Source organism: Enterobacter sp. Y17, from assembly GCF_019730495.1.
Classification (GTDB): Bacteria; Pseudomonadota; Gammaproteobacteria; order Enterobacterales; family Enterobacteriaceae; genus Enterobacter; species Enterobacter asburiae_B.
The window spans coordinates 1,448,749-1,470,400 of sequence record NZ_JAASKP010000001.1; the positions used below are offsets into that span (position 1 = coordinate 1,448,749).

Annotated in this window: 21 protein-coding genes; 14 read left to right on the plus strand and 7 right to left on the minus strand. The window is 56.9% G+C overall.

The window, feature by feature from the left end; translation table 11 throughout:
• The first annotated feature begins 13 nt into the window (after nucleotides 1–13).
• The 7 genes from HCH49_RS06665 (at nucleotide 14) to clcB (ending at nucleotide 6,651) form a co-directional block, all read left to right on the plus strand.
• On the plus strand, nucleotides 14–637 hold the full coding sequence (locus HCH49_RS06665) for a glutathione S-transferase family protein (RefSeq protein ID WP_033145385.1): 624 nt from the start codon (nucleotides 14–16) through the stop codon (nucleotides 635–637).
• Nucleotides 638–792: 155 nt separating this feature from the next.
• Entirely contained in the window at nucleotides 793–1,530 is a 738-nt protein-coding gene (locus tag HCH49_RS06670) for a YoaK family protein (RefSeq protein WP_167818830.1), read from the plus strand.
• Nucleotides 1,531–1,806: 276 nt separating this feature from the next.
• Nucleotides 1,807–2,517 carry an osmoprotectant ABC transporter permease OsmY gene (osmY, locus tag HCH49_RS06675; RefSeq protein WP_221702439.1) on the plus strand — a complete coding sequence of 237 codons (711 nt, stop codon included), beginning with the start codon at nucleotides 1,807–1,809 and terminating at the stop codon, nucleotides 2,515–2,517.
• Nucleotides 2,518–2,535: 18 nt separating this feature from the next.
• Nucleotides 2,536–3,435, plus strand: coding sequence for an osmoprotectant ABC transporter substrate-binding protein OsmX (osmX, locus tag HCH49_RS06680; RefSeq protein ID WP_167818828.1), 900 nt, complete (start codon nucleotides 2,536–2,538; stop codon nucleotides 3,433–3,435).
• An 8-nt stretch (nucleotides 3,436–3,443) separates the two neighbouring features.
• The gene (osmW, locus tag HCH49_RS06685) at nucleotides 3,444–4,091 is read left to right on the plus strand and encodes an osmoprotectant ABC transporter permease OsmW (protein ID WP_006808875.1); all 648 of its coding nucleotides are present in this window, start codon (nucleotides 3,444–3,446) and stop codon (nucleotides 4,089–4,091) included.
• On the plus strand, nucleotides 4,091–5,239 hold the full coding sequence (gene osmV, locus HCH49_RS06690) for an osmoprotectant ABC transporter ATP-binding protein OsmV (protein ID WP_221702440.1): 1,149 nt from the start codon (nucleotides 4,091–4,093) through the stop codon (nucleotides 5,237–5,239). Before osmW ends, osmV begins: the two co-directional genes overlap by 1 nt.
• Before the next feature lie 101 nt (nucleotides 5,240–5,340).
• On the plus strand, nucleotides 5,341–6,651 hold the full coding sequence (clcB, locus tag HCH49_RS06695) for a voltage-gated ClC-type chloride channel ClcB (protein WP_221702441.1): 1,311 nt from the start codon (nucleotides 5,341–5,343) through the stop codon (nucleotides 6,649–6,651).
• Here clcB and bioD read toward each other — a convergent pair.
• The 3 genes from bioD to HCH49_RS06710 form a co-directional block, all read right to left on the minus strand.
• Nucleotides 6,586–7,281, minus strand: coding sequence for a dethiobiotin synthase (bioD, locus tag HCH49_RS06700; protein ID WP_023311511.1), 696 nt, complete (start codon nucleotides 7,279–7,281; stop codon nucleotides 6,586–6,588). The two genes, clcB and bioD, sit on opposite strands and share 66 nt — an antisense overlap.
• 130 nt (nucleotides 7,282–7,411) lie before the next feature.
• Nucleotides 7,412–8,632: a sugar metabolism global transcriptional regulator Mlc gene (gene mlc, locus HCH49_RS06705; RefSeq protein WP_023311510.1), complete on the minus strand. Its 1,221-nt coding sequence runs from the start codon at nucleotides 8,630–8,632 to the stop codon at nucleotides 7,412–7,414.
• A gap of 94 nt (nucleotides 8,633–8,726) precedes the next feature.
• Nucleotides 8,727–9,659 carry a LysR family transcriptional regulator gene (locus HCH49_RS06710; protein ID WP_064672395.1) on the minus strand — a complete coding sequence of 311 codons (933 nt, stop codon included), beginning with the start codon at nucleotides 9,657–9,659 and terminating at the stop codon, nucleotides 8,727–8,729.
• A 121-nt stretch (nucleotides 9,660–9,780) separates the two neighbouring features.
• Between HCH49_RS06710 and HCH49_RS06715 the strand changes: the two genes are divergently transcribed.
• From HCH49_RS06715 to HCH49_RS06735, 5 genes are all read left to right on the plus strand, one after another.
• Entirely contained in the window at nucleotides 9,781–11,034 is a 1,254-nt protein-coding gene (locus HCH49_RS06715; protein WP_221702442.1) for an MFS transporter, read from the plus strand.
• A 74-nt stretch (nucleotides 11,035–11,108) separates the two neighbouring features.
• Entirely contained in the window at nucleotides 11,109–12,593 is a 1,485-nt protein-coding gene (locus tag HCH49_RS06720; protein ID WP_221702443.1) for a carboxypeptidase M32, read from the plus strand.
• A 171-nt stretch (nucleotides 12,594–12,764) separates the two neighbouring features.
• Entirely contained in the window at nucleotides 12,765–13,289 is a 525-nt protein-coding gene (locus tag HCH49_RS06725) for a thioredoxin fold domain-containing protein (RefSeq protein WP_226855153.1), read from the plus strand.
• Nucleotides 13,290–13,463: 174 nt separating this feature from the next.
• On the plus strand, nucleotides 13,464–13,928 hold the full coding sequence (asr, locus tag HCH49_RS06730; protein ID WP_096150484.1) for an acid resistance repetitive basic protein Asr: 465 nt from the start codon (nucleotides 13,464–13,466) through the stop codon (nucleotides 13,926–13,928).
• Between the two features lie 280 nt (nucleotides 13,929–14,208).
• Nucleotides 14,209–15,030: a serine protease gene (locus HCH49_RS06735; protein ID WP_033145374.1), complete on the plus strand. Its 822-nt coding sequence runs from the start codon at nucleotides 14,209–14,211 to the stop codon at nucleotides 15,028–15,030.
• Between the two features lies 1 nt (nucleotide 15,031).
• Here HCH49_RS06735 and HCH49_RS06740 read toward each other — a convergent pair whose 3' ends face one another.
• From HCH49_RS06740 to mdtJ, 3 genes are all read right to left on the minus strand, one after another.
• Complete coding sequence (locus HCH49_RS06740) at nucleotides 15,032–17,194, minus strand: bifunctional diguanylate cyclase/phosphodiesterase (protein ID WP_039262697.1); 2,163 nt, start codon at nucleotides 17,192–17,194, stop codon at nucleotides 15,032–15,034.
• Nucleotides 17,195–17,277: 83 nt separating this feature from the next.
• The gene (gene mdtI / locus HCH49_RS06745) at nucleotides 17,278–17,607 is read right to left on the minus strand and encodes a multidrug/spermidine efflux SMR transporter subunit MdtI (RefSeq protein ID WP_024909144.1); all 330 of its coding nucleotides are present in this window, start codon (nucleotides 17,605–17,607) and stop codon (nucleotides 17,278–17,280) included.
• Nucleotides 17,594–17,956 carry a multidrug/spermidine efflux SMR transporter subunit MdtJ gene (gene mdtJ / locus HCH49_RS06750; RefSeq protein ID WP_029739354.1) on the minus strand — a complete coding sequence of 121 codons (363 nt, stop codon included), beginning with the start codon at nucleotides 17,954–17,956 and terminating at the stop codon, nucleotides 17,594–17,596. The genes mdtI and mdtJ overlap by 14 nt, the downstream gene beginning before the upstream one ends.
• A 422-nt stretch (nucleotides 17,957–18,378) precedes the next feature.
• Here mdtJ and HCH49_RS06755 point away from each other — a divergent pair, with 422 nt between their 5' ends.
• Entirely contained in the window at nucleotides 18,379–19,413 is a 1,035-nt protein-coding gene (locus tag HCH49_RS06755; protein WP_033145372.1) for an AI-2E family transporter, read from the plus strand.
• A 98-nt stretch (nucleotides 19,414–19,511) separates the two neighbouring features.
• Here the strand turns inward: HCH49_RS06755 and HCH49_RS06760 are convergent, their stop codons facing one another.
• Nucleotides 19,512–20,537, minus strand: coding sequence for an LLM class flavin-dependent oxidoreductase (locus tag HCH49_RS06760; protein WP_032657621.1), 1,026 nt, complete (start codon nucleotides 20,535–20,537; stop codon nucleotides 19,512–19,514).
• Between the two features lie 195 nt (nucleotides 20,538–20,732).
• On the opposite strand from HCH49_RS06760, the gene HCH49_RS06765 reads away from it, so the two are divergent.
• On the plus strand, nucleotides 20,733–21,626 hold the full coding sequence (locus HCH49_RS06765) for a PhzF family phenazine biosynthesis protein (protein ID WP_221702444.1): 894 nt from the start codon (nucleotides 20,733–20,735) through the stop codon (nucleotides 21,624–21,626).
• The last annotated feature ends 26 nt before the right edge of the window (nucleotides 21,627–21,652 follow it).

Genomic DNA, 21,652 nt, shown 5'->3' on the forward strand with positions numbered 1-21,652 from the left:
GGACACCTGCGCAATGATCACCATCCTCGGCAAAACCACCTCCATTAACGTTCGTAAAGTGCTCTGGACCTGCGAAGAAGCAGGCCTCGAATATCTACAGGAAGATTACGGCAGCGGTTTTGCCTCAACGGAAACGGAGGCCTTCCGCGCGCTGAATCCCAACGCCATGGTGCCGGTGCTGATCGATGACGATTTCGTGCTGTGGGAGTCCAACGCCATCTGCCGTTACCTGGCGCGCAAGGCCGGACGTCACGATCTGCTGCCCGCAGAACCGCAGGCCTGCGCCAACGTCGAGCGCTGGATGGACTGGCAGGCGACCGAATTTAACAACGCCTGGCGCTATGTCTTCCCGGCGCTGGGGCGTAAAAACCCGGACTTTAACGATCCTGAACGTATTGCGGCGGGAATAAAAGAGTGGAACCACTGCATCACCATCCTGGAAAACCAGCTGCAGCGCACCGGCGCCTTTGCGGCAGGCGAGACGTTTACCCTTGCGGACGTGGTGCTTGGGCTGTCGGTGAATCGCTGGAAAATGACGCCCTTTGATAAGCCCGACGTGCCCGCGATTGAGGCCTGGTTTGAACGCCTTAACCAGCGACCGGCGTTTTTGCGTCACGGAAATAACGGCATGATTTAAAGTATTCTCGACCCCATTTTGAGTAAGGATATTTTAATTAATTACTAAACCCTGAAAGTCGTCAGAGGGAATAATAATTAAGCCATATCCTGGACAGCCCGTTGCGCCGCTTTGCTAGCCTGAATATTCAGGCAAAGCTCAATCTGGAGGTATTCTTGCTGATTAGACTCAAGAAAGAACGAACGCATAAGGAGGATCGCCGGCTTGCTCTCTGGCTGGCGACCTCGGCAGGTTTGCTGAATGCCATCGCTCTCGGGGCATTTGGTTTTTTCCCCTCACACATGACCGGCAACACCTCCCAGTTATCCAGCGAAGTTTCTTCCACCGATCTGAGCGATATGATTTTCTTCGGCTCGATTATTCTCTCTTTTGTTGCAGGCGCCATTGTTGCGCGCATGATTGTGATATGGGGCATTATCCATAACGTCAGGCTGGTTTTTTGCCAGATCCTGTTTGTCGAAGGGTTATTACTGACCGGCGTCTCCTTCTACGAGATGTATTTTCATGCCCTCACCAGCAACCGCGTGATTATTCTTTTTCTGTGCGGACTAATGGGCATTCATAACTCCACCTCCACGCAGCTTTCCGGCGGACGGGTGAGATCGACGCACATTACCGGCACGCTGACGGACGCGGGGATATCCCTGGCCTCGGTACTGATGGCGATGCTGCGCAGGGATTACTCCAAAGATACGGCGGCGCAAAAAAGCCAGCTGACAACCCACTTAACCACCCTTTTCTCGTTTATTTCGGGCGGCATCGCGGGGCTGCTGCTGTTCAGATGGATCGGGTTTAACGCCATGCTGGCGCTCGGGTTGATGCTCGCCGTGGTCGCTATCGTTTCAATTATCACCGTCTCGACGCGGGTTCGACGGGTTCGTGCCTCTCTTTGAAGTTAATGACCGATATCCGGCGTATGAGCTCTTTAGATGTGACACCGTCACATCTAAAAATTCGCTTTAGGACTATTCTGCCTGACCCTCAATCAGCCCTTATGCCATAAGGCTTAACCCAAGGTTGTCACTGTTTTCATAGGGTTACTGATTTTACCCCTTCGCTGGAACCCTTCCCAAACGCTTGCTATAGGTGAAATACCCCTGCCGAAACATGGCATAACAACAGGCAACCGGTGGTTGCTATAACGCATGCGCACAGGGAGACACACCGCAATGCACCCATTACTCAAACGTTCGCTGCTGTTTGTCGGCGCCATTATCGTGGTCCTCGCCCTCCTCGTCTGGGGCATCGGGCTGGAAACGATAAGGGAGCGCCAAGTTGACCTGGTTTATCTCGGGCAACAGCACATGATTCTGGTTTTCTCATCGATGTTTTTTGCCCTGCTGGTCGGTATTCCAGCCGGTATTCTGCTGAGCCGCCCGGCCGCGCGGGGGATCGTCGAATATGTGATGCAAATCTTCAACGTCGGCAACACGCTCCCGCCGCTGGCCGTGCTGGCGCTGGCGATGGTGGTGATTGGCATTGGCGATACGCCCGCCATCATCGCCCTGTTCCTCGCCTCGCTGCTGCCGATCGTGCGCAATACCTACGCCGGGCTGTGCTCGGTACCGCCGTCGCTGCTGGAAGCGGCAAACGGCATCGGGATGACCAAATGGCAGCGTCTGCGTCAGGTTGAGCTGCCAGCCGCCTGGCCGGTCATGCTCTCGGGGATCCGCATCGCCACCGCCATAAACGTCGGTACCGCGCCGCTGGCGTTCCTGATTGGCGCCAGCAGCTACGGCGAGCTGATTTTCCCCGGCATTTACCTGAACGATTTCCCGACCCTGATCCTCGGCGCGGCGGCCACCGCCCTGTTCGCCCTGATCCTCGATACCCTGCTGGCGGCGCTGGGTCGCGTAATGAGTCCCCATCTCGCTCGATAACTATAACAAGGAGCTTTTATGAGACTGTTTTCCGGCCTGACGGCGCTGTGTGCCGCGGCGCTGTTCACCAGCCAGGCGATGGCGGCCCCGCTGATTCTGGCGACCAAGAGCTTTACCGAGCAGCATATTCTCTCGGCGATGACCGTGCAGTACCTGCAAAAGAAAGGTTTTCAGGTCCAGCCGCAAACCAACATTGCCACGGTGATCTCCCGCAACGCGATGATCAACAAGCAGATTGATATGACCTGGGAGTACACCGGCACGTCGCTGATCATCTTTAACCACATCAACAAGCGCATGTCGCCGCAGGAGTCTTATGAGACGGTGAAACGCCTGGACGCGAAGCACGGTCTGGTCTGGCTCAAGCCCGCCGACATGAACAACACCTACGCTTTCGCAATGCAGCGCAAGCGCGCCGAGGCGGAACACATCAACACCATGTCAGAGATGGTGGCGAAGATTGAGCAGGTCCGTAAAACCAACCCGGACAAAAACTGGCTGCTGGGCCTGGACCTGGAATTTGCCGGACGCAGCGACGGCATGAAGCCGCTTCAGGCGGCCTACAAGATGGATCTGGACCGCCCGCAAATTCGTCAAATGGACCCCGGTCTGGTCTATAACGCGGTGCGCGACGGCTTCGTTGACGCCGGTCTGATTTACACCACCGACGGGCGCGTGAAAGGCTTCGACCTCAAGGTGCTGAAAGACGATAAAGGCTTCTTCCCGAGCTACGCGGTGACGCCGGTGGTGCGTAAGGACACGCTGGAGGCCAACCCCGGTCTGGAAGAGGCGCTCAACACCCTCTCGGCGCAGCTCAACAACGACGTTATCACCGAGCTGAACAAGAAGGTGGATATCGACCATCAGTCACCGCAGCAGGTCGCCCGCGATTTCCTGCGTAGCAAACAGCTGCTGTAGGAGGCGCTATGGAGACGATTCACTACATTCTCGACAACTGGGATTACCTCTTAACCCTCACCCTTCAGCACCTGTGGCTGGTGGCGCTGGCCGTAGGTTTAGCCATCATCATCGGCGTACCGCTGGGCATTCTGATTGTCCGCCATAAGTGGCTGGCAACGCCGGTGCTGGGGATTGCTACCATCGTGCTGACCATTCCGTCCATCGCCCTGTTTGGCCTGATGATCCCGCTGTTTTCGCTGATCGGTCAGGGTATTGGCGCCCTGCCCGCGATCACGGCGGTGTTTCTCTACTCGCTGCTGCCGATTGTGCGTAACACCCATACGGCGCTCGACAGCCTGCCGCCGGGCCTGCGCGAAGCCGGACGCGGCATCGGCATGACCTTCTGGCAGCGTCTGCGCTGGGTCGAGATCCCGATGGCGCTGCCGGTGATTTTCGGCGGGATCCGCACCGCCGTGGTGATGAATATCGGCGTGATGGCGATTGCCGCCGTGATCGGCGCGGGCGGTCTGGGCCTGCTGCTGCTCAACGGCATCGGCGGAAGCGATATTCGCATGTTGATTGCGGGCGCGCTGATGATTTGTCTTTTAGCGATTGTGCTCGACTGGCTGCTGCACCGTCTGCAGGTGGTTCTGACTCCAAAGGGGATTCGATAATGATAAAACTGGAAAACCTCACCAAACAATTTTCACAGAAGCCCGGCCAGTCCTTTAAGGCCGTCGACAACGTTAACCTGACCGTACCCGAAGGGGAAATGTGCGTCCTGCTCGGCCCCTCCGGCTGCGGGAAGACCACCACCCTGAAGATGATTAACCGCCTCATTACCCCAAGCAGCGGGACAATCCTGATCAACGGTGAAGACACCAGCGGGATGGACACCGTCACCCTGCGCCGCAACATTGGCTACGTTATCCAGCAGATTGGCCTGTTCCCGAACATGACCATCGAAGAGAACATCACCGTCGTGCCGCGCATGCTGGGCTGGGATAAAGCGCGCTGCAAAATCCGCGCCGAAGAGCTGATGGATATGGTGGCGATGGATCCGCATAAGTTCCTCAACCGCTACCCGCGCGAGATGTCCGGCGGCCAGCAGCAGCGTATCGGCGTGATCCGCGCCCTGGCGGCGGATCCTCCGGTACTGCTGATGGATGAACCCTTCGGCGCGGTGGACCCGATCAACCGCGAGGTGATCCAGAACCAGTTCCTGGAGATGCAGCGCAAGCTGAAAAAAACCGTCATGCTGGTCAGCCACGATATCGACGAAGCCCTGAAGCTCGGCGACCGTATTGCGGTGTTCCGTCAGGGGAAAATCGTGCAGTGCGCCAGCCCGGATGAGCTGCTGGCGAAACCGGCGAACGAGTTTGTCGGCTCGTTTGTCGGTCAGGACCGGACGCTGAAGCGTCTGCTGCTGGTATCGGCGGGCGACGTCACCGACCAGCAGCCGACCATTACGGTGCGGGGCTCTACTCCGCTTCCCGAAGCCTTTGCGACCATGGATGATAACGACATTCGGGCCGTTACGGTGGTTGACGAGCACGGCAAACCGCAGGGCTTTGTGAAGCGTCGCGAAGCGCGTAACGCCAGCGGTACCTGCGCCGACATCCTGCATCCGTTCCGCATGACCGGCAAGGCGGAAGACAACCTGCGCGTGGTGCTTTCACGTCTGTATGAGAGTAATACCAGCTGGATGCCGATCGTGGATGAGGACGGTCGCTACAACGGCGAGATTTCGCAGGACTATATTGCCGAGTACCTGAGCTCCGGGCGTACGCGCCGGGCGCTGAATATTCATAGCGACAGCTAACCTTTCTGGCCGGGCATCGCCCGGCTTTTCGCACGCAGACCTTTTGCTAACCCCGCGATTTCCCGCCACAATATCGTATCGTCCCCGTTAAAACGCGACCCATGCAACGTCTTCATACCTACCCCGACATCCGCGCGATGTTTCGTCGTCTGCTGATTGCCACCGTCACCGGCGTGCTGGCCGCGCTGGCCGTTGCGGTATTCCGCCACAGCATGTACCTGCTGGAGTGGCTGCTTCTCAGCAACGACAGCGGCAGCCTGGTGAATGCGGCCGCGTCGCTCTCGCCCTGGCGACGCGCATTGACGCCCGCACTGGGTGGGCTGGCCGCCGGACTGCTGCTCTGGGGCTGGCAGCGCCTGACCGCGCAGCGGCCTCATGCTCCCACCGATTACATGGAAGCGCTGGAGACCGGAGACGGCCAGTTTGACTACGGCGCCAGCCTTGTGAAATCCCTTGCCTCGCTGCTGGTCGTGGCCAGCGGAAGCGCCATCGGGCGTGAAGGGGCGATGATCCTGCTTGCCGCCCTGGCCGCCTCCCTTTTCGCCCGGCGCTTTACGCCCAAATCCGAATGGAAATTATGGATAGCCTGCGGTGCCGCCGCCGGGATGGCCAGCGCCTATCACGCGCCCCTGGCCGGAAGCCTGTTCATCGCGGAAATTCTGTTTGGCACGCTGATGCTGGCCTCGCTCGGCCCCGTGGTGATCGCGGCGGTGGTGGCGCTTCTTACGACGCAGCTCCTGGCACCGGGCGCGGGTACGCTCTACGCGGTCCATCTGAGCGGCATCCTCACCGCGGCCGATTATGCTCTTCTCGTCGCGATGGGGCTGGTGGCGGGCCTCTGCGGACCGCTGCTGATGTGGCTGATGGACGTCAGCCACGGGCTTTTCCTGCGCCTCAACCTTTCGCCGCCGTGGCAATTAGCGCTGGGCGGTGCGATCGTCGGGCTGCTGTCTCTTCTCACGCCGAAGGTGTGGGGGAATGGCTACAGCGTGGTTCAGGCTTTTCTGCTCGCCCCGCCGCTGCTGTCGGTCATTGCCGGGGTGTTTGTTTGTAAACTGCTGGCGGTACTGGCGAGCAGCGGATCGGGCGCGCCCGGAGGGGTGTTTACGCCCACGCTGTTTGTCGGTATGGCAACAGGAATGCTGTTCGCGCAGCTTTTCGCGCTGTGGCTGCCGGGCTCTGAGACGGCGATTTTGCTGGGTCTGGCGGGGATGGCAACGCTACTTGCCGCGACCACGCATGCGCCCATTATGTCAGCGCTGATGGTCTGTGAAATGACCGGGCAGTATTTTTTACTGCCCGGCCTGCTGGTCGCCTGCGTGGTGGCGTCCGTGCTGTCGCGGACGTTACGCCACGACTCGGTCTACGGTCAACACGCCACCGAGGGCAGAGAGATCGATGTACTGCGCTAGCTCGCGCTGCTCGGCGCGGGGCAGATAAGGCAGTTCACCCACCAGCGGCCCGGGCAGCTTTTTGCTCAGCACGTCGATGATCTCGGCGTAGTGCGCCAGGCCCGGGTTGATGCGGTTTGCTACCCAGCCAATCAGCGGCAGGCCGTCATTGGCGATCGCCTGCGCCGTCAGCAGCGCGTGGTTGATGCACCCTTCCTGGATACCCACCACCATTACCACCGGAAGCTGTTCCTGTACGACCCATTCAGACAGCGGGCGCAAATCATTCATCAGGCTGCGCCAGCCGCCCGTCCCTTCCACCACCACGTGGTCAACCTTCTCGCTCAGGTTCGCCAGGCCGTCGGACAACAGGGGATAATTAATCAGGCCGCTGTGCGCTACGCTGCTCTCCTCTTCGCTTAACGCAATGGGATTGACCGCGTGATAAGGCAGTTCCAGCGACGAGACGCTTTGCAGCACCAGGGCGTCTTTATTACGCAATCCCTCTGGCGTCTCTTTACTCCCTTTTGCGACCGGTTTGTACCCTGCCACGCGTTTACCGCTTGCTGCCAGCGCCTGCAGCAATGCGCGGGATACGACGGTCTTGCCGACAGAGGTATCTGTACCAGTAACAAAGAAACGCTTAAGCATGACTCACTCCACCTCTTGGGTATGCTTCGAAAATATAAACCAGGTAAATAATTCAGTGGAGGAAGTCTACGGGATGCGTGCGCTACCCGGCTTGAGATAGCGCAATTTTTCTTACATCTGCGGAAAAGAGTTAACCCTGCAGCAGGCGGATCAACAGCGAGCCGTTATACATGGCATCTTTGACCAGCGCCGCGCCGGCCATGGTTCCCTGGTTGGAAAACTGGGTGCTTTCTACCGCAATATTTTTGCTGTAGGCGGGAAGCGACTGCTGATGGATGCAGGCCGAAATCGCCGGGAAGAGGATCTCCGCCGCCTGGCTCAGCGGTGAGCCAATAAGGATTTTTTGCGGATTGAAGAGGTTCACCATAATGGCCAGTATGCGGCCAACGTTATTCCCCACGCCGGTAATAATGTCCTTCGCCAGCAGATCGCCCTGGCGCGCGGCGGCGCAGAGGGAATCCACCGTCAGGGGTTGTCCGTGCAGCGAGGAGCTCATGGACTGGCTGAGCCGGACCTGCGCAAGCTCCAGCACGCTTTCCACGCTGGCAATGGTCTCCAGACAGCCGTGGTTTCCGCAGTAGCAGCGCTTGCCGTACGGGTCGACCTGGGTATGACCGATTTCCACCAGGCTACTGCTCCCGGCGTGGAGAAGACGTCCGTCGGTAATCACGCCCGCCCCAACGTTATGGTCGATGACCACCTGAATCACATCCCGCGCGCCGCGCGACGCGCCAAACAGCGCTTCCGCCATTGTCCAGGCGCTGATGTCATGCTGGATATAGACCGGTACGCCGGTATGGTTTTTCAGCACCTCGCCCAGCGGCATCTCTTTGACATCGTCGTAAAACGGCATGCGGTGAACAATCCCGTTTTCGGTATCAATAATGCCCGGCATGGTGATGGCAATCGCGGTTAAGCGTTCAAGCCGCTGCTGATGGCGGATAAAGAAGTGATCGATATGCGAGACAATCGCGTCGAGGAGCGGTTCCTCCGCGTTGAGCGGCAGTTCAAGACGGTCTTCCACCACCAGCTTGCTGCTCAGGTCGCGCAGCGCAAGGAAGATCTCCCCCCGGCTGATGCGCAGTGACAGGTAGTGCCACGCTTCCGTTTCAACCACCAGCCCGACTGCCGGACGACCGCGGCTGCCCGGCTCCTGAATTTCCGTCTCCTGAACCAGGTGCGCTTCCAGCATTTCGCGGACAATCTTGGTGATACTGGCAGGTGCCAGTTGTGCCAGGCGCGAAAGATCGATACGCGAAACCGGACCAAGCTGATCAATCAGGCGATACACCGCGCCAGCGTTGGTCTGCTTAATCTGATCGATATGCCCTGGCTGACTATCAGCAACCACCTCGTACTCCCTTATTTTCGAGCTTCGAAATAAACTGTTTGCTATGGTGAAGCACTTGCATGGCCGTCGTCAAATATTTACTTAGCCATGTGATTTACCGCACATTTTTACCCTCTTTTACGTGAAAATGCCGCCCGGCAGAGGCGCTCATTAGCTGCTGTTTGAAGCGCTGTGCGGCATGGCTCTGTTCACGGTGTTTTGACCACACCAGCCACATTTCGGAAACGGCATCCTCTTCGGCGATGGTCACCCAGCGCATTTCGCGCAGTTGCACCCGCTTAAAGGAGGCCGGAAGAATAGATACGCCCAGACCGGCCGCGACCAGGCCGATAATGGTCATCGCTTCCCCTACCTCCTGGGTGATGACCGGGGCAAGATCGTAGCGGCGCATCAGCCCCAGGATATCGTCATACAGGCCCGTCCCGACCTGCGGGTCAAAAAAGACAAACGGCTCTTTTGCCAGCTCTGCCAGCGAAACCGACGGACGCGACGCCAGCGGGTGATCGTGCGGGATCATGGCCATCAGCGGTTCGCGCAGGATAACCTCCCACGCCAGCGTGTCCGGCAGTTGAGTGTTACGCATCAGCCCCAGATCCAGCGATCCCTCATTCAGCGGCGCAATCTGCTCGCGGGTGTTGATTTCGCGCGTCTGAATGTGAACATCCGGAAAATGGCGACGAAATGACGAAAGGGTCTCCGAGACGGCGCTGATAAACGGCGCGGACGAGGTAAACCCGATCCGAAGCTCTCCGGCTTCCCCGAGATAGAGCCGTTCAGCACGGGCGGCGGCGTCATCGACCATGCTCAGAATTTGTCGGCTGTCGATCAGGAACTGTTTACCCGCCGCCGTCAGGCTCACGCTGCGGTTGGTGCGGGCCAGAAGGCGCGCCCCGACCTGCTGCTCCAGGATCTGAATCTGCTGGCTTAACGGTGGCTGAGAGATATTCAGCCGTGCCGCCGCGCGGCCAAAATGCAGCTCCTCGGCGACGGCGACAAAGTAGCGAAGATGACGCAGCTCGATATTCATATTTTTAAAGTATCATTTGAGATTATTAATATATTAGACAGAATATTTACATTTTCCTACCCTGAACAGGTGGTCATACCCGTCACCAGAAATCACGGGGATGTTTAAGCAAGGAAATTGTGTGAGCCGTACAACGACTATTGATATCGATCCGGCAAGAGATATCGATGATTTACCCGCAGCACCGCAGCCGGTCCAGTTCATTAAACGTGGTACCCCCCAATTTATGCGCGTCACGCTGGCGCTCTTTTCCGCCGGTCTGGCGACCTTCGCCCTGCTCTATTGCGTTCAGCCGATCCTGCCCGTTCTCTCACATGAGTTTGGCGTATCGCCTGCCAGCAGCAGCGTTTCGCTCTCTGTTTCTACCGGCATGCTGGCGATTGGCCTGCTCTTTACCGGGCCGCTGTCCGACGCCATTGGCCGTAAACCGGTGATGGTAACCGCGCTGATGCTGGCGTCGGTCTGTACGTTACTCTCGACCATGATGACCAGCTGGCACGGTATTCTGGTGATGCGCGCGCTGATTGGGCTCTCGCTCAGCGGCGTGGCGGCGGTCGGGATGACCTACCTCAGCGAGGAGATCCACCCGAGCTTTGTTGCTTTCTCTATGGGGCTTTACATCAGCGGGAACTCGATTGGCGGAATGAGCGGCCGCCTGCTGAGCGGGGTGTTTACGGATTTCTTTAACTGGCGTATTGCGCTGGCGGTAATCGGATGTTTTGCGCTGGCATCAGCGCTGATGTTCTGGAAAATTCTGCCGGAATCGCGTCATTTCCGCCCGACATCGCTGCGCCCGAAAACGCTGTTTATCAACTTCCGCCTGCACTGGCGCGACAAAGGGCTCCCGCGCCTGTTTCTGATCGGCTTCCTGCTGATGGGCGCCTTCGTCACGCTGTTTAACTATATTGGCTACCGCCTGATGCTCTCGCCGTGGCATCTGAATCAGGCCGTTGTCGGTTTGCTTTCTGTGGCCTATCTCACCGGCACGTGGAGCTCGCCGAAAGCCGGGGCGATGACCGCACGCTATGGACGCGGGCCGGTACTGCTGGTATTCACGGGCGTGATGTTACTCGGCCTGCTGCTGACGCTCTTTTCCTCGCTGTGGTTCATCTTTGCCGGGATGCTGCTCTTCTCCGCCGGGTTCTTCGCCGCCCACTCGGTCGCCAGCAGCTGGATTGGCCCGCGCGCGCGTCGCGCCAAAGGCCAGGCATCATCGCTGTATCTGTTCAGCTATTACCTGGGCTCCAGCATCGCCGGGACCCTCGGCGGCGTGTTCTGGCATAACTACGGCTGGAACGGCGTGGGCGGGTTTATCGCGCTGATGCTGTGCGCGGCGCTGCTGGTGGGCACCAGTTTGCATAAACGTCTGCATTAACATTCCAGCGCCTTCGTGTTTAAATCAAGCCGATGCTAATTTTTGTCATCGGCTGATTCAGACACGAGGACTTCATGAAAAACAATAACTACCAACAACTCACCCGCACCTTCCAGCGTCTCTCCCGCTTCTCCCACCTCTCCTCCATCGCCAGCTGGGATATGTTCACGATGATGCCGCCGGGCGGCAGCGCCGCGCGCGGTGAAGCACTCGCGGAGATGAGCGTCCTGCAACATCAGATCCTGACCGATAAAAAAGTCGGCGACCTGTTAGCGGCGGCGGCAGGTGAAGATCTGAATGATGTCGAACAGGCCAACCTGCGCGAAATGACGCGCCACTACCAGCAGGCCACTCTGCTGCCGGAATCGCTGGTGGAAGCCAAATCCCTGGCGGGCAGCAAGTGTGAACACGCCTGGCGTACTCAGCGCCCCGCTAACGACTGGCAGGGTTTTTCCGCCAACCTGAAAGAGGTGGTCAAACTCAGCCGCGAAGAGGCTCGCCTGCGGGCCGAAGCCAAAGGCTGTACGCCGTACGACGCGCTGCTGGACATTTTTGAACCCGACATGACCAGCGCGCGTCTGGACGTTCTGTTCGGCGATATGAAGTCCTGGCTCCCGGACCTGCTGGCAAACGTGGTGGAAAAGCAGGCTCAACGGTCGTTTATTCCGCCGCAAGGCCCCTTCCCGACGGCAACACAGCGTGAGCTGGGCCTTGAAGCCATGAAGATGCTTGGCTTCGATTTTAACGGCGGTCGCCTGGACGTGAGCGCGCACCCGTTCTGCGGCGGCGTCCCGGAAGACGTGCGCATCACCACGCGCTATGACGAAGATGAGCTGCTCAGCGCGCTGTTTGGCGTGATCCACGAAACTGGACACGCCCGCTACGAACAAAACCTGCCGCGCGCGTGGGCAGGACAGCCGGTTGCCCTGGCGCGCTCAACCGCGATCCATGAGTCACAGAGCCTGTTCTTTGAAATGCAGTTGGGGCGCAGTGAAGCCTTCCTCAGGCATCTTCTCCCTGCGGTACACGCCCGCTTTGGCAGCCAGGCGGCGTTCAGCGAAGAGAACTTCATTGCCTGGAACCAGCGCGTGAAGCCTGGCTATATCCGCGTCGATGCGGACGAAGTGAGCTACCCGGCACACGTGGTGCTGCGCTATGAGATTGAGCGTGCGCTGATCAACGGCGAGATCGAGGTGGACGATATTCCCTCCCTGTGGGATGAGAAAATGCAGGCCTGGCTCGGATTATCCACCAAAGACAACTACCGCAACGGCTGTATGCAGGACATCCACTGGACCGATGGCGGTTTTGGTTACTTCCCGTCATACACGCTTGGCGCTATGTACGCCGCGCAGCTGTTCCATGCCGCCCGAACCGCACTGCCGGGTCTGCAGACCTCCATCGCTGAAGGCGATTTTTCCGCACTCTTTGAGTGGCTGCGTCAGAACATCTGGCAGCACGGCAGCCGTTTCAGCACGTCGCAATTAATCACCCAGGCGACGGGCGAAGATCTGAATATCCGTTACTTCCGCGAACATCTGACCTCCCGTTATCTTTAATCCCTCTGCCGGAGCCTGCTCCGGCACTCTTCTCACCCTTTTCAATAAGAATATGATTTAGCACATGTTGTCATGATTGCGTCGGGTGTATGAATGCGTGTCCTTCCGACACAATTAGACTGCCATCAGGTCAGGATTAAAAAAATAAAGGGATGAATGATGAAAGGCATAATGAAAACGATGTTAGCCATTCTGTGTGCGACCAGTTTAAGTACTTTCGCAGCCACGGATAATACCCCGCAAGACGCGTTCAACGATATTACCCGCTCTCTTGCAGACCTCCAGCCCATCACGTTTCAGGCTCCTGCTGAAAAATATAAGCTGCTGGTGTTTATTGATAACCAGTGCATTTACTGCAGCAACGTAGTGAAAAACGTTAAGCAATATACGGATGCCGGTTTGACGATGTCGTTTCTGACCGTTGCGCCCAACGCCATTCGCGACTCGGTAATTGAAGATATGGGGCGCGTCTGGTGTTCAACCGATAAGGTCAAAAGCCTGCAACAAGCGATGGCGGGATTTTTACCGGATAACGATACCACCACAGCCTGTTCCGATCTGATCGCGCGGCAATCTGCACTGGCAGAACGACTGGGCATTAGCATCACCCCGGTAATGGTGGTGATCGAGCCTGAATCACGGACGATTATAGGCAGTCAGTCTCCGGCGGCTATTCTGGCCACACTGAACAAATAACAGAGGCCCGTACGAGCAGCGGCGTTTGGCCTGTTCGTACACTTTCCTCCCCTCTGTACATTCCGTTACACGCCGATACCAATCACTCACGGAAACCTCGAATTTACAGGGATATAGTTATTTCAACGGCCCCGCAGTGGGGTTAAATGAAAAACCAAATTCGAGGGTATGAGAATGAATAAAGTATTAGCTCTGGTTGTTGCCGCTGCTATGGGTCTGTCTTCTGCTGCATTTGCTGCTGACACTACCGCAACTGCTGCACCGGCTGCCGCGCCTGCAGCAACCACCACCGCTGCGCCAGCAAAAGCGGTTCACCATAAGAAACATCACAAAGCTGCAGTGAAAAAAGAAGCCGCTGCGCCAGCAACCGCAGCACCAACCGAGCAGAAAGCTCAGGCTGCCAAAAAGCACCACAAGAAAGCCGCTAAACCGGCTGTAGAGCAGAAAGCGCAGGCTGCTAAAAAGCATCACAAAAAAGCGACCAAACCGGCTGTAGAGCAGAAAGCGCAGGCTGCTAAAAAGCACCACAAAAAAGCGACCAAACCGGCTGTAGAACAGAAAGCTCAGGCTGCTAAAAAGCATCACAAAAAAGCAGTAAAACACGAAGCTGCTAAACCAGCTGCACAGCCAGCTGCGTAAGAGTACAAGCTTAACCGTGCCCTTCGGGGCACGTTGGTAAACCGGCGCTGAACCGGAACAGGTTCCGCGCCGTTTTTTTATTTCCGGAGGGCGTATGCTGCGACGCTATCGGTTTGAGCTGATTCTTATCCTGCTTATTTTATGCGCGCTCATCGCCAGCCATTTTTATCTTTCCTGATTGTAGCACGCTGATTTTACTCCCACTTTAGCGCTGTCCCGTCTATAGTATTTTCATAGGGTTCACTTTTAATAATCATAATTACCCCCACCAGAGTGTGATATGCGTAAATCTGTTGTGTTGTTACTGGGAACGTTTGGTCTTTTTTCTGGATTCTCACATGCGGATGATGGCGGTGATGACACCATTAGCGCGAAAGAGCTAAAGACGCTTTTTTTCGGTCATGACGATCGTACGCGCGTCGCCGATCCCACCCAGGCCCCCTGGGATGCTATAGGTCAACTGGAAACCGCCAGCGGTAACTTATGCACCGCGACGCTGATCACCCCGCAGCTTGCCCTGACGGCAGGCCACTGCCTGTTAACGCCGCCAAACGGCAAGCCGGATAAAGCGGTTGCCTTGCGGTTTGTGTCGCAAAAAGGGACCTGGCGCTATGAAATCCACGGCATTGAAGGACGGGTCGATCCGTCTCTCGGCAAACGCCTGAAGCCGGATGGCGACGGCTGGATAGTGCCACCGGCGGCCGCCTCATGGGACTTTGGCCTGATCGTTTTACGCTACCCGCCTTCGGGCATTACGCCGCTGCCGTTATTTGACGGCGACAAGGCCGCCCTCACCGCCGCGCTGAAAGCCGCCGACCGAAAGGTGACGCAGTCAGGCTATCCTGTCGATCATCTGGATACGCTTTATACGCACAGCGACTGTATTGTGACGGGCTGGGCGCAAACCAGCGTACTCTCGCATCAGTGCGATACGTTGCCGGGTGACAGTGGTTCGCCGCTGATGCTGAAAACCGACAATGGCTGGCAGTTGATTGGTGTCCAGAGCTCTGCGCCGGCGGCAAAAGACCGGTGGCGCGCCGATAACCGCGCCTTGTCCGTTACCGGTTTCCGCGACCAGCTGGAAGCGCTGGCGCAGCAGTAAATCAGCAGCGTCTGACCTTACGTAACGCTTTGATTGACTCAATTGGCATCGGCTGGCTGAACCAAAAACCCTGCAGTTGATCGCAGCCAGCCAGCCGCAGCAGTTTCATTTGCTTCTCGGTTTCCACCCCTTCTGCCACCACCGCCATGCCCAGCGCATTGGCGATCCGCACCGTACCGCTCACCAGCGCGGCCGCCTGTTCATCGTTATCCACCAGCCCGGCCAGGGATTTATCGATCTTGATGGTGTCGAAGTTAAAACGCCGCAAATAGCCAATGCTGGAATAGCCGGTGCCAAAGTCATCCAGCGCCACCGCCGTACCCAGCGCTTTAAGATTCGCTATCGCCATGCGGGCTCGCTCCGGATTTTCCAGTACATACGACTCCGTAACCTCAAGCTGCAGCCGGTTGGCCGGGAAACGGGTGCTCTCCAGCACGCTGGCCACTTTTTCTTCGAAGGCAGGATCGCGAAATTGCGCGGGGGAGATATTCACGGAGAGCTTTAATTCACCGTACGGCTGCAGATCCTCACAGGCTCGCTGCAATACGAACTGACCCAGCTTGTAAATCAGACCGCTGGTCTCCGCAATGGCGATAAAGGTGTCCGGACCCAGCGGCCCCTCCGGGCGACGTGGCCAGCGGACCAGCGCTTCGACGCTGCTCATTGTCTGACTGCGGGCGTCAACGATCGGCTGATACCAGACCTCAAACTCATCGCGCTCCAGACCGCTGCGGATCTGATTTTCAATCGCCAGCTTGCGTTCCCGGACGCTGTTCAGCTCCGCGTCGTAGTGGGTAATACGCCCTTTCCCGCTCATTTTGGCGTGATACATGGCAATATCGGCACGGCGAAACAGTTCGGAACTGTTGCATTCCGTCAGGGTTCCGCTGGCGATGCCGATGCTGGCACCGATATGGATGGTGCGTTCCCCCAGCTGAACCGGGGTGGTGAGAAAATCCAGCACGGAAACGGCAAAGGCGGTAGCCTGCGCCTCTGCATCATCTCCACCGATGGTCATGGCAAACTCATCCCCGCCCATGCGCGCCAGCATCCCGCCCGGCGGCACGCGTTCATTCAGCGTTTTTGCTATCGCCACGATGAGGTCGTCACCCACGCTGTGGCCGTAGATGTCATTCACATCTTTAAAACCGTCCAGATCGATAAACACCACGCTTTTGACGTCGGTATCGCCGCGTAAACGCACCCGATCAAGCGTTTCTATAAGCGCGCGTCGGTTCGGCAGATGGCTTAGCCAGTCCGTTCTTGCGACCAGACGCGCCTGGCTTTCGCCGCGCGCGAGTTTGTACAGCCCCACGCTGCTCACCAGAATGAAGAGCAGAATCAGCCCCGACACCAGCACCACAATCTGCCTGATATCAGACGATGCCGCCCGGGCGGCCTGTGCGCCCGGGAGCCGCGCCTGCCAGTTCAGATATCCGACCAACTCCCCTGCCGCACTGTGCAGCGGCATACTGCGATCGTTGATTTTGCCCGGGGTAAAATGGAGGTTATCGATCTGAAAGGTGCCGCCCAGGTCGGATAATATTCTGGCGTTCAGATGGCGGGTAATCACCAGATAGCGGCGCGTTCCGTCGTGGACCTGTAAGCTGCCGACCATCGGGCGAATCAGCCCAATGCCGACAAAGGCCACGCCGTTGCGCGTCTGGCTGATCCCCGCATAGATATTTTTTTCGCCCGCAAGCTCGCGCCCGTGCTGGTCGATAAGCGCTTTGAGGCCTTTACCAAAGAAGTCGAGGTTTTTTTCGTTAAAGGGCCGGCTTTGAAACGATCCCCAGAGGACGTTGAAATGCTCATCCAGCACGAAGGTGCCGTCATAGAGGTTATTGATTTTAAAGCCAGTACCCCAGGTGTTGTACAACCAGTCGGTATCGAGCGTGGGACGGTAGGCCTCCCGCACCGCATCGTCCCAGACGGCGTTATCAAGCACCAGAGAGGAGACGCGGTTAACCGATGTCTGAATAGACCCCTGCACGGAAAGCGCCGTGCGGTGTTCATCAATTTCGTTGGTTTTGGTGCTGATAAGATGCAGGGATAGATAGAGCAGTGCGACGATGGAGATGATTAAGCCGATGCCCGCCATGAAGACCAGGGCAAACAACGTTCTCGCATTGGGAATATTGCGCCAGCTTAATGTGCGATACATCAGCCATCCTCTTCATGTTTTGCTTTTCTAAGCGTAATACAGGCAGCGAATTTCGCTGCCTGTAAATCATGGCGAGAGGTCTGTCAGGCGAGTTTTATCATGATCATGCCGGCAAGCAGCAAGATGAGCCCCATCCAGCCCTTGTTGTTTAAGCGCTGGCCGAAGAGTACCCAGCCAGCGGCCAGGGTAGCGGCGATACCAAAACCGCCCCACAGCGCATAGGCCACCGAAAGATCGATCCCTTTTACCGCCTGAGACAGCGCGCTGAACGCCCCCAGAACCGCGGCAATCGACATCAGGCCGTAGAGTTTACGGCGAAAACCATCCGAGAATTTCAGCAGAACGTTCGCCAGGATCTCCAGCACGATGGCGAGCCCCAGCCAGGCAGCATGAACCCACTCAAACTGTTGCATGGTTCTGCTCCTTCTGCTGTTTGCCAGGTTTACGGGTACCCGATTTAATCAGCACAATACCCGCGACCAGCGTCGTTAATCCGGCGACCTTCATTGTTGTTAATGTTTCGTCAAATATCAGCACGCTGAACAGCGTAATCAACAAAATACCGATCCCTTCCCACAGTGCATACGCGACGCCCAGCGCAATTTTTTTCACCGCAAACGAGAGGAAAATATAAGAAAGTGAAATCATCACCAGCATCAAAATAAAACCGGTGTTGCCATCGCTGACGCTTGCCCATTTCATAGACAGCGTGCCGGTAATTTCAGCGATGATAGCCAGCGCTAATAGGATCCAGTAAAACATGTTTTTCTCCTGCTTGAGAATATAATCCATCGTGGCTCGCTGCGTGCAGCAAACCAAAAAAATACGAATTGAAATCAGATAGCTAAGCGCTTAGCGCCAGCTCAGGCAGAAGACGTGACTATAGTGCGGTGCGCCAGTGTTGCTCACCAGAAAGCAGGCAGAAGGAGGTGGAGTAGACAGCGGTATTGTTTGAAGAGTACGTCCTGAACATATTGTCCATAAAATTACAATTATCCGCGTTGTTGCTTCTCGTCTTTGCGGATGAAAATTGTCCTCAGTAGTTAAACACACCAGATTTGTACCATAAGCCAGGATTTTACTCAAAGTCTTTGCAATTCTTTACCCATACCGTTTGATTTTGGTTAGTTTATTGCAACGCCTTTCACCTTTATTATAAATATAAAGAAAAATTCGGAGTCACCATGGCTAAACCCATTATTACCCTGAACGGGTTAAAAATTGTCATCATGCTGGGCATGCTGGTGATCATACTGACGGGCGTTCGTTTTGCCGCCGACATTATTGTGCCTTTTATTCTGGCCCTGTTTGTTGCGGTGATCCTTAACCCGCTGGTGCAGCGCATGACGCGGCTACGCATCCCGCGCGTGCTGGCGATTACGCTGCTTATCAGCATCATCATTGTGGCGATGGTCTTGCTGGTGGCGTATCTGGGGACCTCGCTCAATGAACTGGCGCGAACGCTGCCGAAGTACCGCTCTTCGCTGGCGATACCGCTGCTGCAGCTGGAACCCTGGCTGCAGCGCGCGGGCATCGAAGTCTCGGTTGAGGAACTCCTGAAATATATCGACCCCAATGCGGCCATGACGATCGTCACCAGCCTGCTGGCGCAGCTTTCCAATGCCATGACCTCCATTTTCCTGCTGTTTTTAACGGTGGTGTTCATGCTGCTGGAGGTGCCGCAGCTGCCGGCAAAGCTGCAGCAGATGATGGTCCGTCCGGTTGAAGGAATGGGAGCGATTCAACGCGCGCTGGACAGCGTCTCCCGCTATCTTGTGCTGAAAACGGCGATTAGCCTGGTCACGGGCGGTGTTGTCTGGGGGATGCTTCTGGCGCTGGACGTTCGCTTTGCGTTTGTCTGGGGGTTACTGGCGTTTGCGCTTAACTACATTCCCAACATCGGCTCCGTGCTGGCGGCGATCCCCCCTATCCTCCAGGTGCTGGTTTTCAGCGGGCTTTATGACGCGCTGATCCTGCTGGCCGGCTATCTGGTCATCAACCTGGTGTTCGGTAATATTCTTGAGCCACGCATGATGGGTCGGGGGCTGGGACTCTCCACGCTGGTGGTCTTTTTGTCCCTGATTTTCTGGGGCTGGCTTCTCGGGCCCGTTGGGATGCTGCTCTCAGTCCCGCTGACCATTATCGTCAAGATCGGTCTGGAACAGACGGCGGGCGGGCAAACTATCGCCGTGCTGCTGAGCGATATGAGCCATAAATAGCGCTGACAGGAGGGACGTATTGCCCCTCCTGTCTTCGCGATAAGCGCCCGGATAGTTACAGATTGAGAATCACGCCACGCGCTATCCCTGTGTGCCTACTACTCGCGCCAGCCCATTGCCGGTGCGACGTGTTTGAGAATGGATTCAATCACATGCGCATTGTAATCCACACCGAGCTGGTTCGGCACGGTCAGTAATAACGTATCGGCTTCGGCAATCGCGTCGTCCTTTTTCAGCTGTTCAATCAGCTTGTCCGGCTCCGCCGCATAGCTGCGCCCGAAGATGGCGCGCGTTTTCTCATCAAGGTAGCCCACGCTATCGCTGTCGTTGCGGCTGGCACCGAAATACATCCGGTCGCGGTCGTCCATTAGCGCAAAAATGCTGCGGCTGACCGACACCCGCGGCTGGCGCGTATGCCCTGCCTCTTTCCAGGCCTGACGGTACGCGCGGATCTGTTTTGCCTGCTGAATATGGAACGGCTCGCCGGTTTCATCGTCCTTCAGGGTTGAACTTTGCAGGTTCATTCCCAGTTTTGCGGCCCATACGGCCGTCGCATTGGAACCGGCACCCCACCAGATACGCTCGCGCAGCCCTTCAGAATACGGCTCCAGGCGCAGCAGCCCCGGCGGATTCGGGAACATAGGCTGCGGATTGGGTTTGGCAAACCCTTCACCGCGCAGCACCTCAAGCAGCACCTCGGTATGACGGCGCGCCATATCCGATTCGTCTTCCCCTTCCTGCGGGACATAGCCGAAATGACGCCAGCCATCAATGACCTGCTCCGGCGAACCGCGGCTGATGCCAAGCTGCAAACGACCGCCGGAAATCAGATCCGCCGCGCCCGCATCCTCGGCCATGTACATCGGATTTTCATAGCGCATATCAATCACGCCGGTACCGATTTCGATGGTTTTCGTTTTTGCGCCTATTGCCGCCAGCAGAGGGAACGGCGAGCTCAGCTGTCGGGCAAAGTGGTGCACGCGGAAATAGGCGCCGTCTGCCCCCAGCTCTTCAGCCGCCACGGCTAAATCAATGGACTGCAGCAGCGTGTCTGCCGCCGAGCGCGTGCCGGACTGCGGTGAAGGCGTCCAGTGACCAAAGGATAAAAACCCGATCTTTTTCATAACCATGTGTCCTGATAATGCTTTGCGTTCTATACACTTTACGCATTACCCGGTAAGAATAAATGCCGTTTATTTAACGGAATAATTCAAATAAATTGATTGAATTTTTTTCAGGTCCGTCAGGTAAAAAACGGCTGGTTATCGGTTTGATTTAACGTTACTACTCTATGTCAGGATTTTTACACCGGACAGAAAATGAAGAGACGCTATGTTGTTGCGGATGTTTTTACTGACACCCCGTTTCAGGGTAACCCTGTCGCCGTCGTACTCGATGCGGAGGGTATGAGCAAAGCACAAATGCAGCAGGTCGCCGTTGAATTTGGCTACAGCGAAACCACGTTCGTTCTGCCGCCAGACAATCCCTCCAGTACGGCACGCGTGCGAATTTTTACGCCCTCGCGCGAGATCCCCTTCGCCGGGCACCCGAATGTTGGAACTGCATACGTGCTGGCCTATCACGCCGCGATGAATCATCAGCCCCTGCCTGAAACGCTGCACTTCGAGGAAATAGCCGGTCTGGTGCCAGTACGCCTGCTGCGTGACAACGATACCGTGACTGGCGCAGAACTCCTGGTGCCTGAGGCACTCTCCTGCCGCTCTGAAGTAAGCCCGGAAAGCGTAGCTGCCTGCTTATCCCTGAAAGCAGAAGATATCCGTACCGCGGTACATATGCCTGTTGTCGCGTCGGTAGGTCTGCCCTTCCTGATAGCCGAGCTGGCTTCTCGCGAGGCGCTTCGTCGGTGCGTGCCGAATTTACAGGGTTTTCGCGCAACGTTACCGCTGGATGGCGCGGTTTCCCTCTATGCCTATACCCTGGATACGGATCCCGATGAACCTCACGATATGCAGGCCCGCATGTTTACTCCCCGCATGACAGAAGATCCTGCAACAGGTAGCGCGACCGCCGCTACAACGGCGCTGCTGGCGTTGCACCGCAATAAAACGACGCTTAACCTTAACGTCAGTCAGGGCGTTGATATGGGGCGAGCAAGCGTGCTGTTCGCGGGATACGATGCCTCGTCAGGAAAGGCGGTGGTTCGCGTAGGGGGAAAATGTGTGATTACGCTTGAAGGCGCATTTTCACTCTAACGGAGCAATGGCGTTTACCTTTACGG

Coding starts and splice junctions, on each gene's coding strand:
- HCH49_RS06665 (WP_033145385.1), top strand. CDS start 14: ATGATCACCATCCTCGGCAAAACCACCTCCATTAACGTTCGTAAAGTG.
- osmY (WP_221702439.1), top strand. CDS start 1,807: ATGCACCCATTACTCAAACGTTCGCTGCTGTTTGTCGGCGCCATTATC.
- osmX (WP_167818828.1), top strand. CDS start 2,536: ATGAGACTGTTTTCCGGCCTGACGGCGCTGTGTGCCGCGGCGCTGTTC.
- osmW (WP_006808875.1), top strand. CDS start 3,444: ATGGAGACGATTCACTACATTCTCGACAACTGGGATTACCTCTTAACC.
- osmV (WP_221702440.1), top strand. CDS start 4,091: ATGATAAAACTGGAAAACCTCACCAAACAATTTTCACAGAAGCCCGGC.
- clcB (WP_221702441.1), top strand. CDS start 5,341: ATGCAACGTCTTCATACCTACCCCGACATCCGCGCGATGTTTCGTCGT.
- bioD (WP_023311511.1), bottom strand. CDS start 7,281: ATGCTTAAGCGTTTCTTTGTTACTGGTACAGATACCTCTGTCGGCAAG.
- HCH49_RS06710 (WP_064672395.1), bottom strand. CDS start 9,659: ATGAATATCGAGCTGCGTCATCTTCGCTACTTTGTCGCCGTCGCCGAG.
- HCH49_RS06720 (WP_221702443.1), top strand. CDS start 11,109: ATGAAAAACAATAACTACCAACAACTCACCCGCACCTTCCAGCGTCTC.
- HCH49_RS06725 (WP_226855153.1), top strand. CDS start 12,765: ATGAAAACGATGTTAGCCATTCTGTGTGCGACCAGTTTAAGTACTTTC.
- asr (WP_096150484.1), top strand. CDS start 13,464: ATGAATAAAGTATTAGCTCTGGTTGTTGCCGCTGCTATGGGTCTGTCT.
- HCH49_RS06735 (WP_033145374.1), top strand. CDS start 14,209: ATGCGTAAATCTGTTGTGTTGTTACTGGGAACGTTTGGTCTTTTTTCT.
- HCH49_RS06740 (WP_039262697.1), bottom strand. CDS start 17,194: ATGTATCGCACATTAAGCTGGCGCAATATTCCCAATGCGAGAACGTTG.
- mdtI (WP_024909144.1), bottom strand. CDS start 17,607: ATGCAACAGTTTGAGTGGGTTCATGCTGCCTGGCTGGGGCTCGCCATC.
- mdtJ (WP_029739354.1), bottom strand. CDS start 17,956: ATGTTTTACTGGATCCTATTAGCGCTGGCTATCATCGCTGAAATTACC.
- HCH49_RS06755 (WP_033145372.1), top strand. CDS start 18,379: ATGGCTAAACCCATTATTACCCTGAACGGGTTAAAAATTGTCATCATG.
- HCH49_RS06760 (WP_032657621.1), bottom strand. CDS start 20,537: ATGAAAAAGATCGGGTTTTTATCCTTTGGTCACTGGACGCCTTCACCG.
- HCH49_RS06765 (WP_221702444.1), top strand. CDS start 20,733: ATGAAGAGACGCTATGTTGTTGCGGATGTTTTTACTGACACCCCGTTT.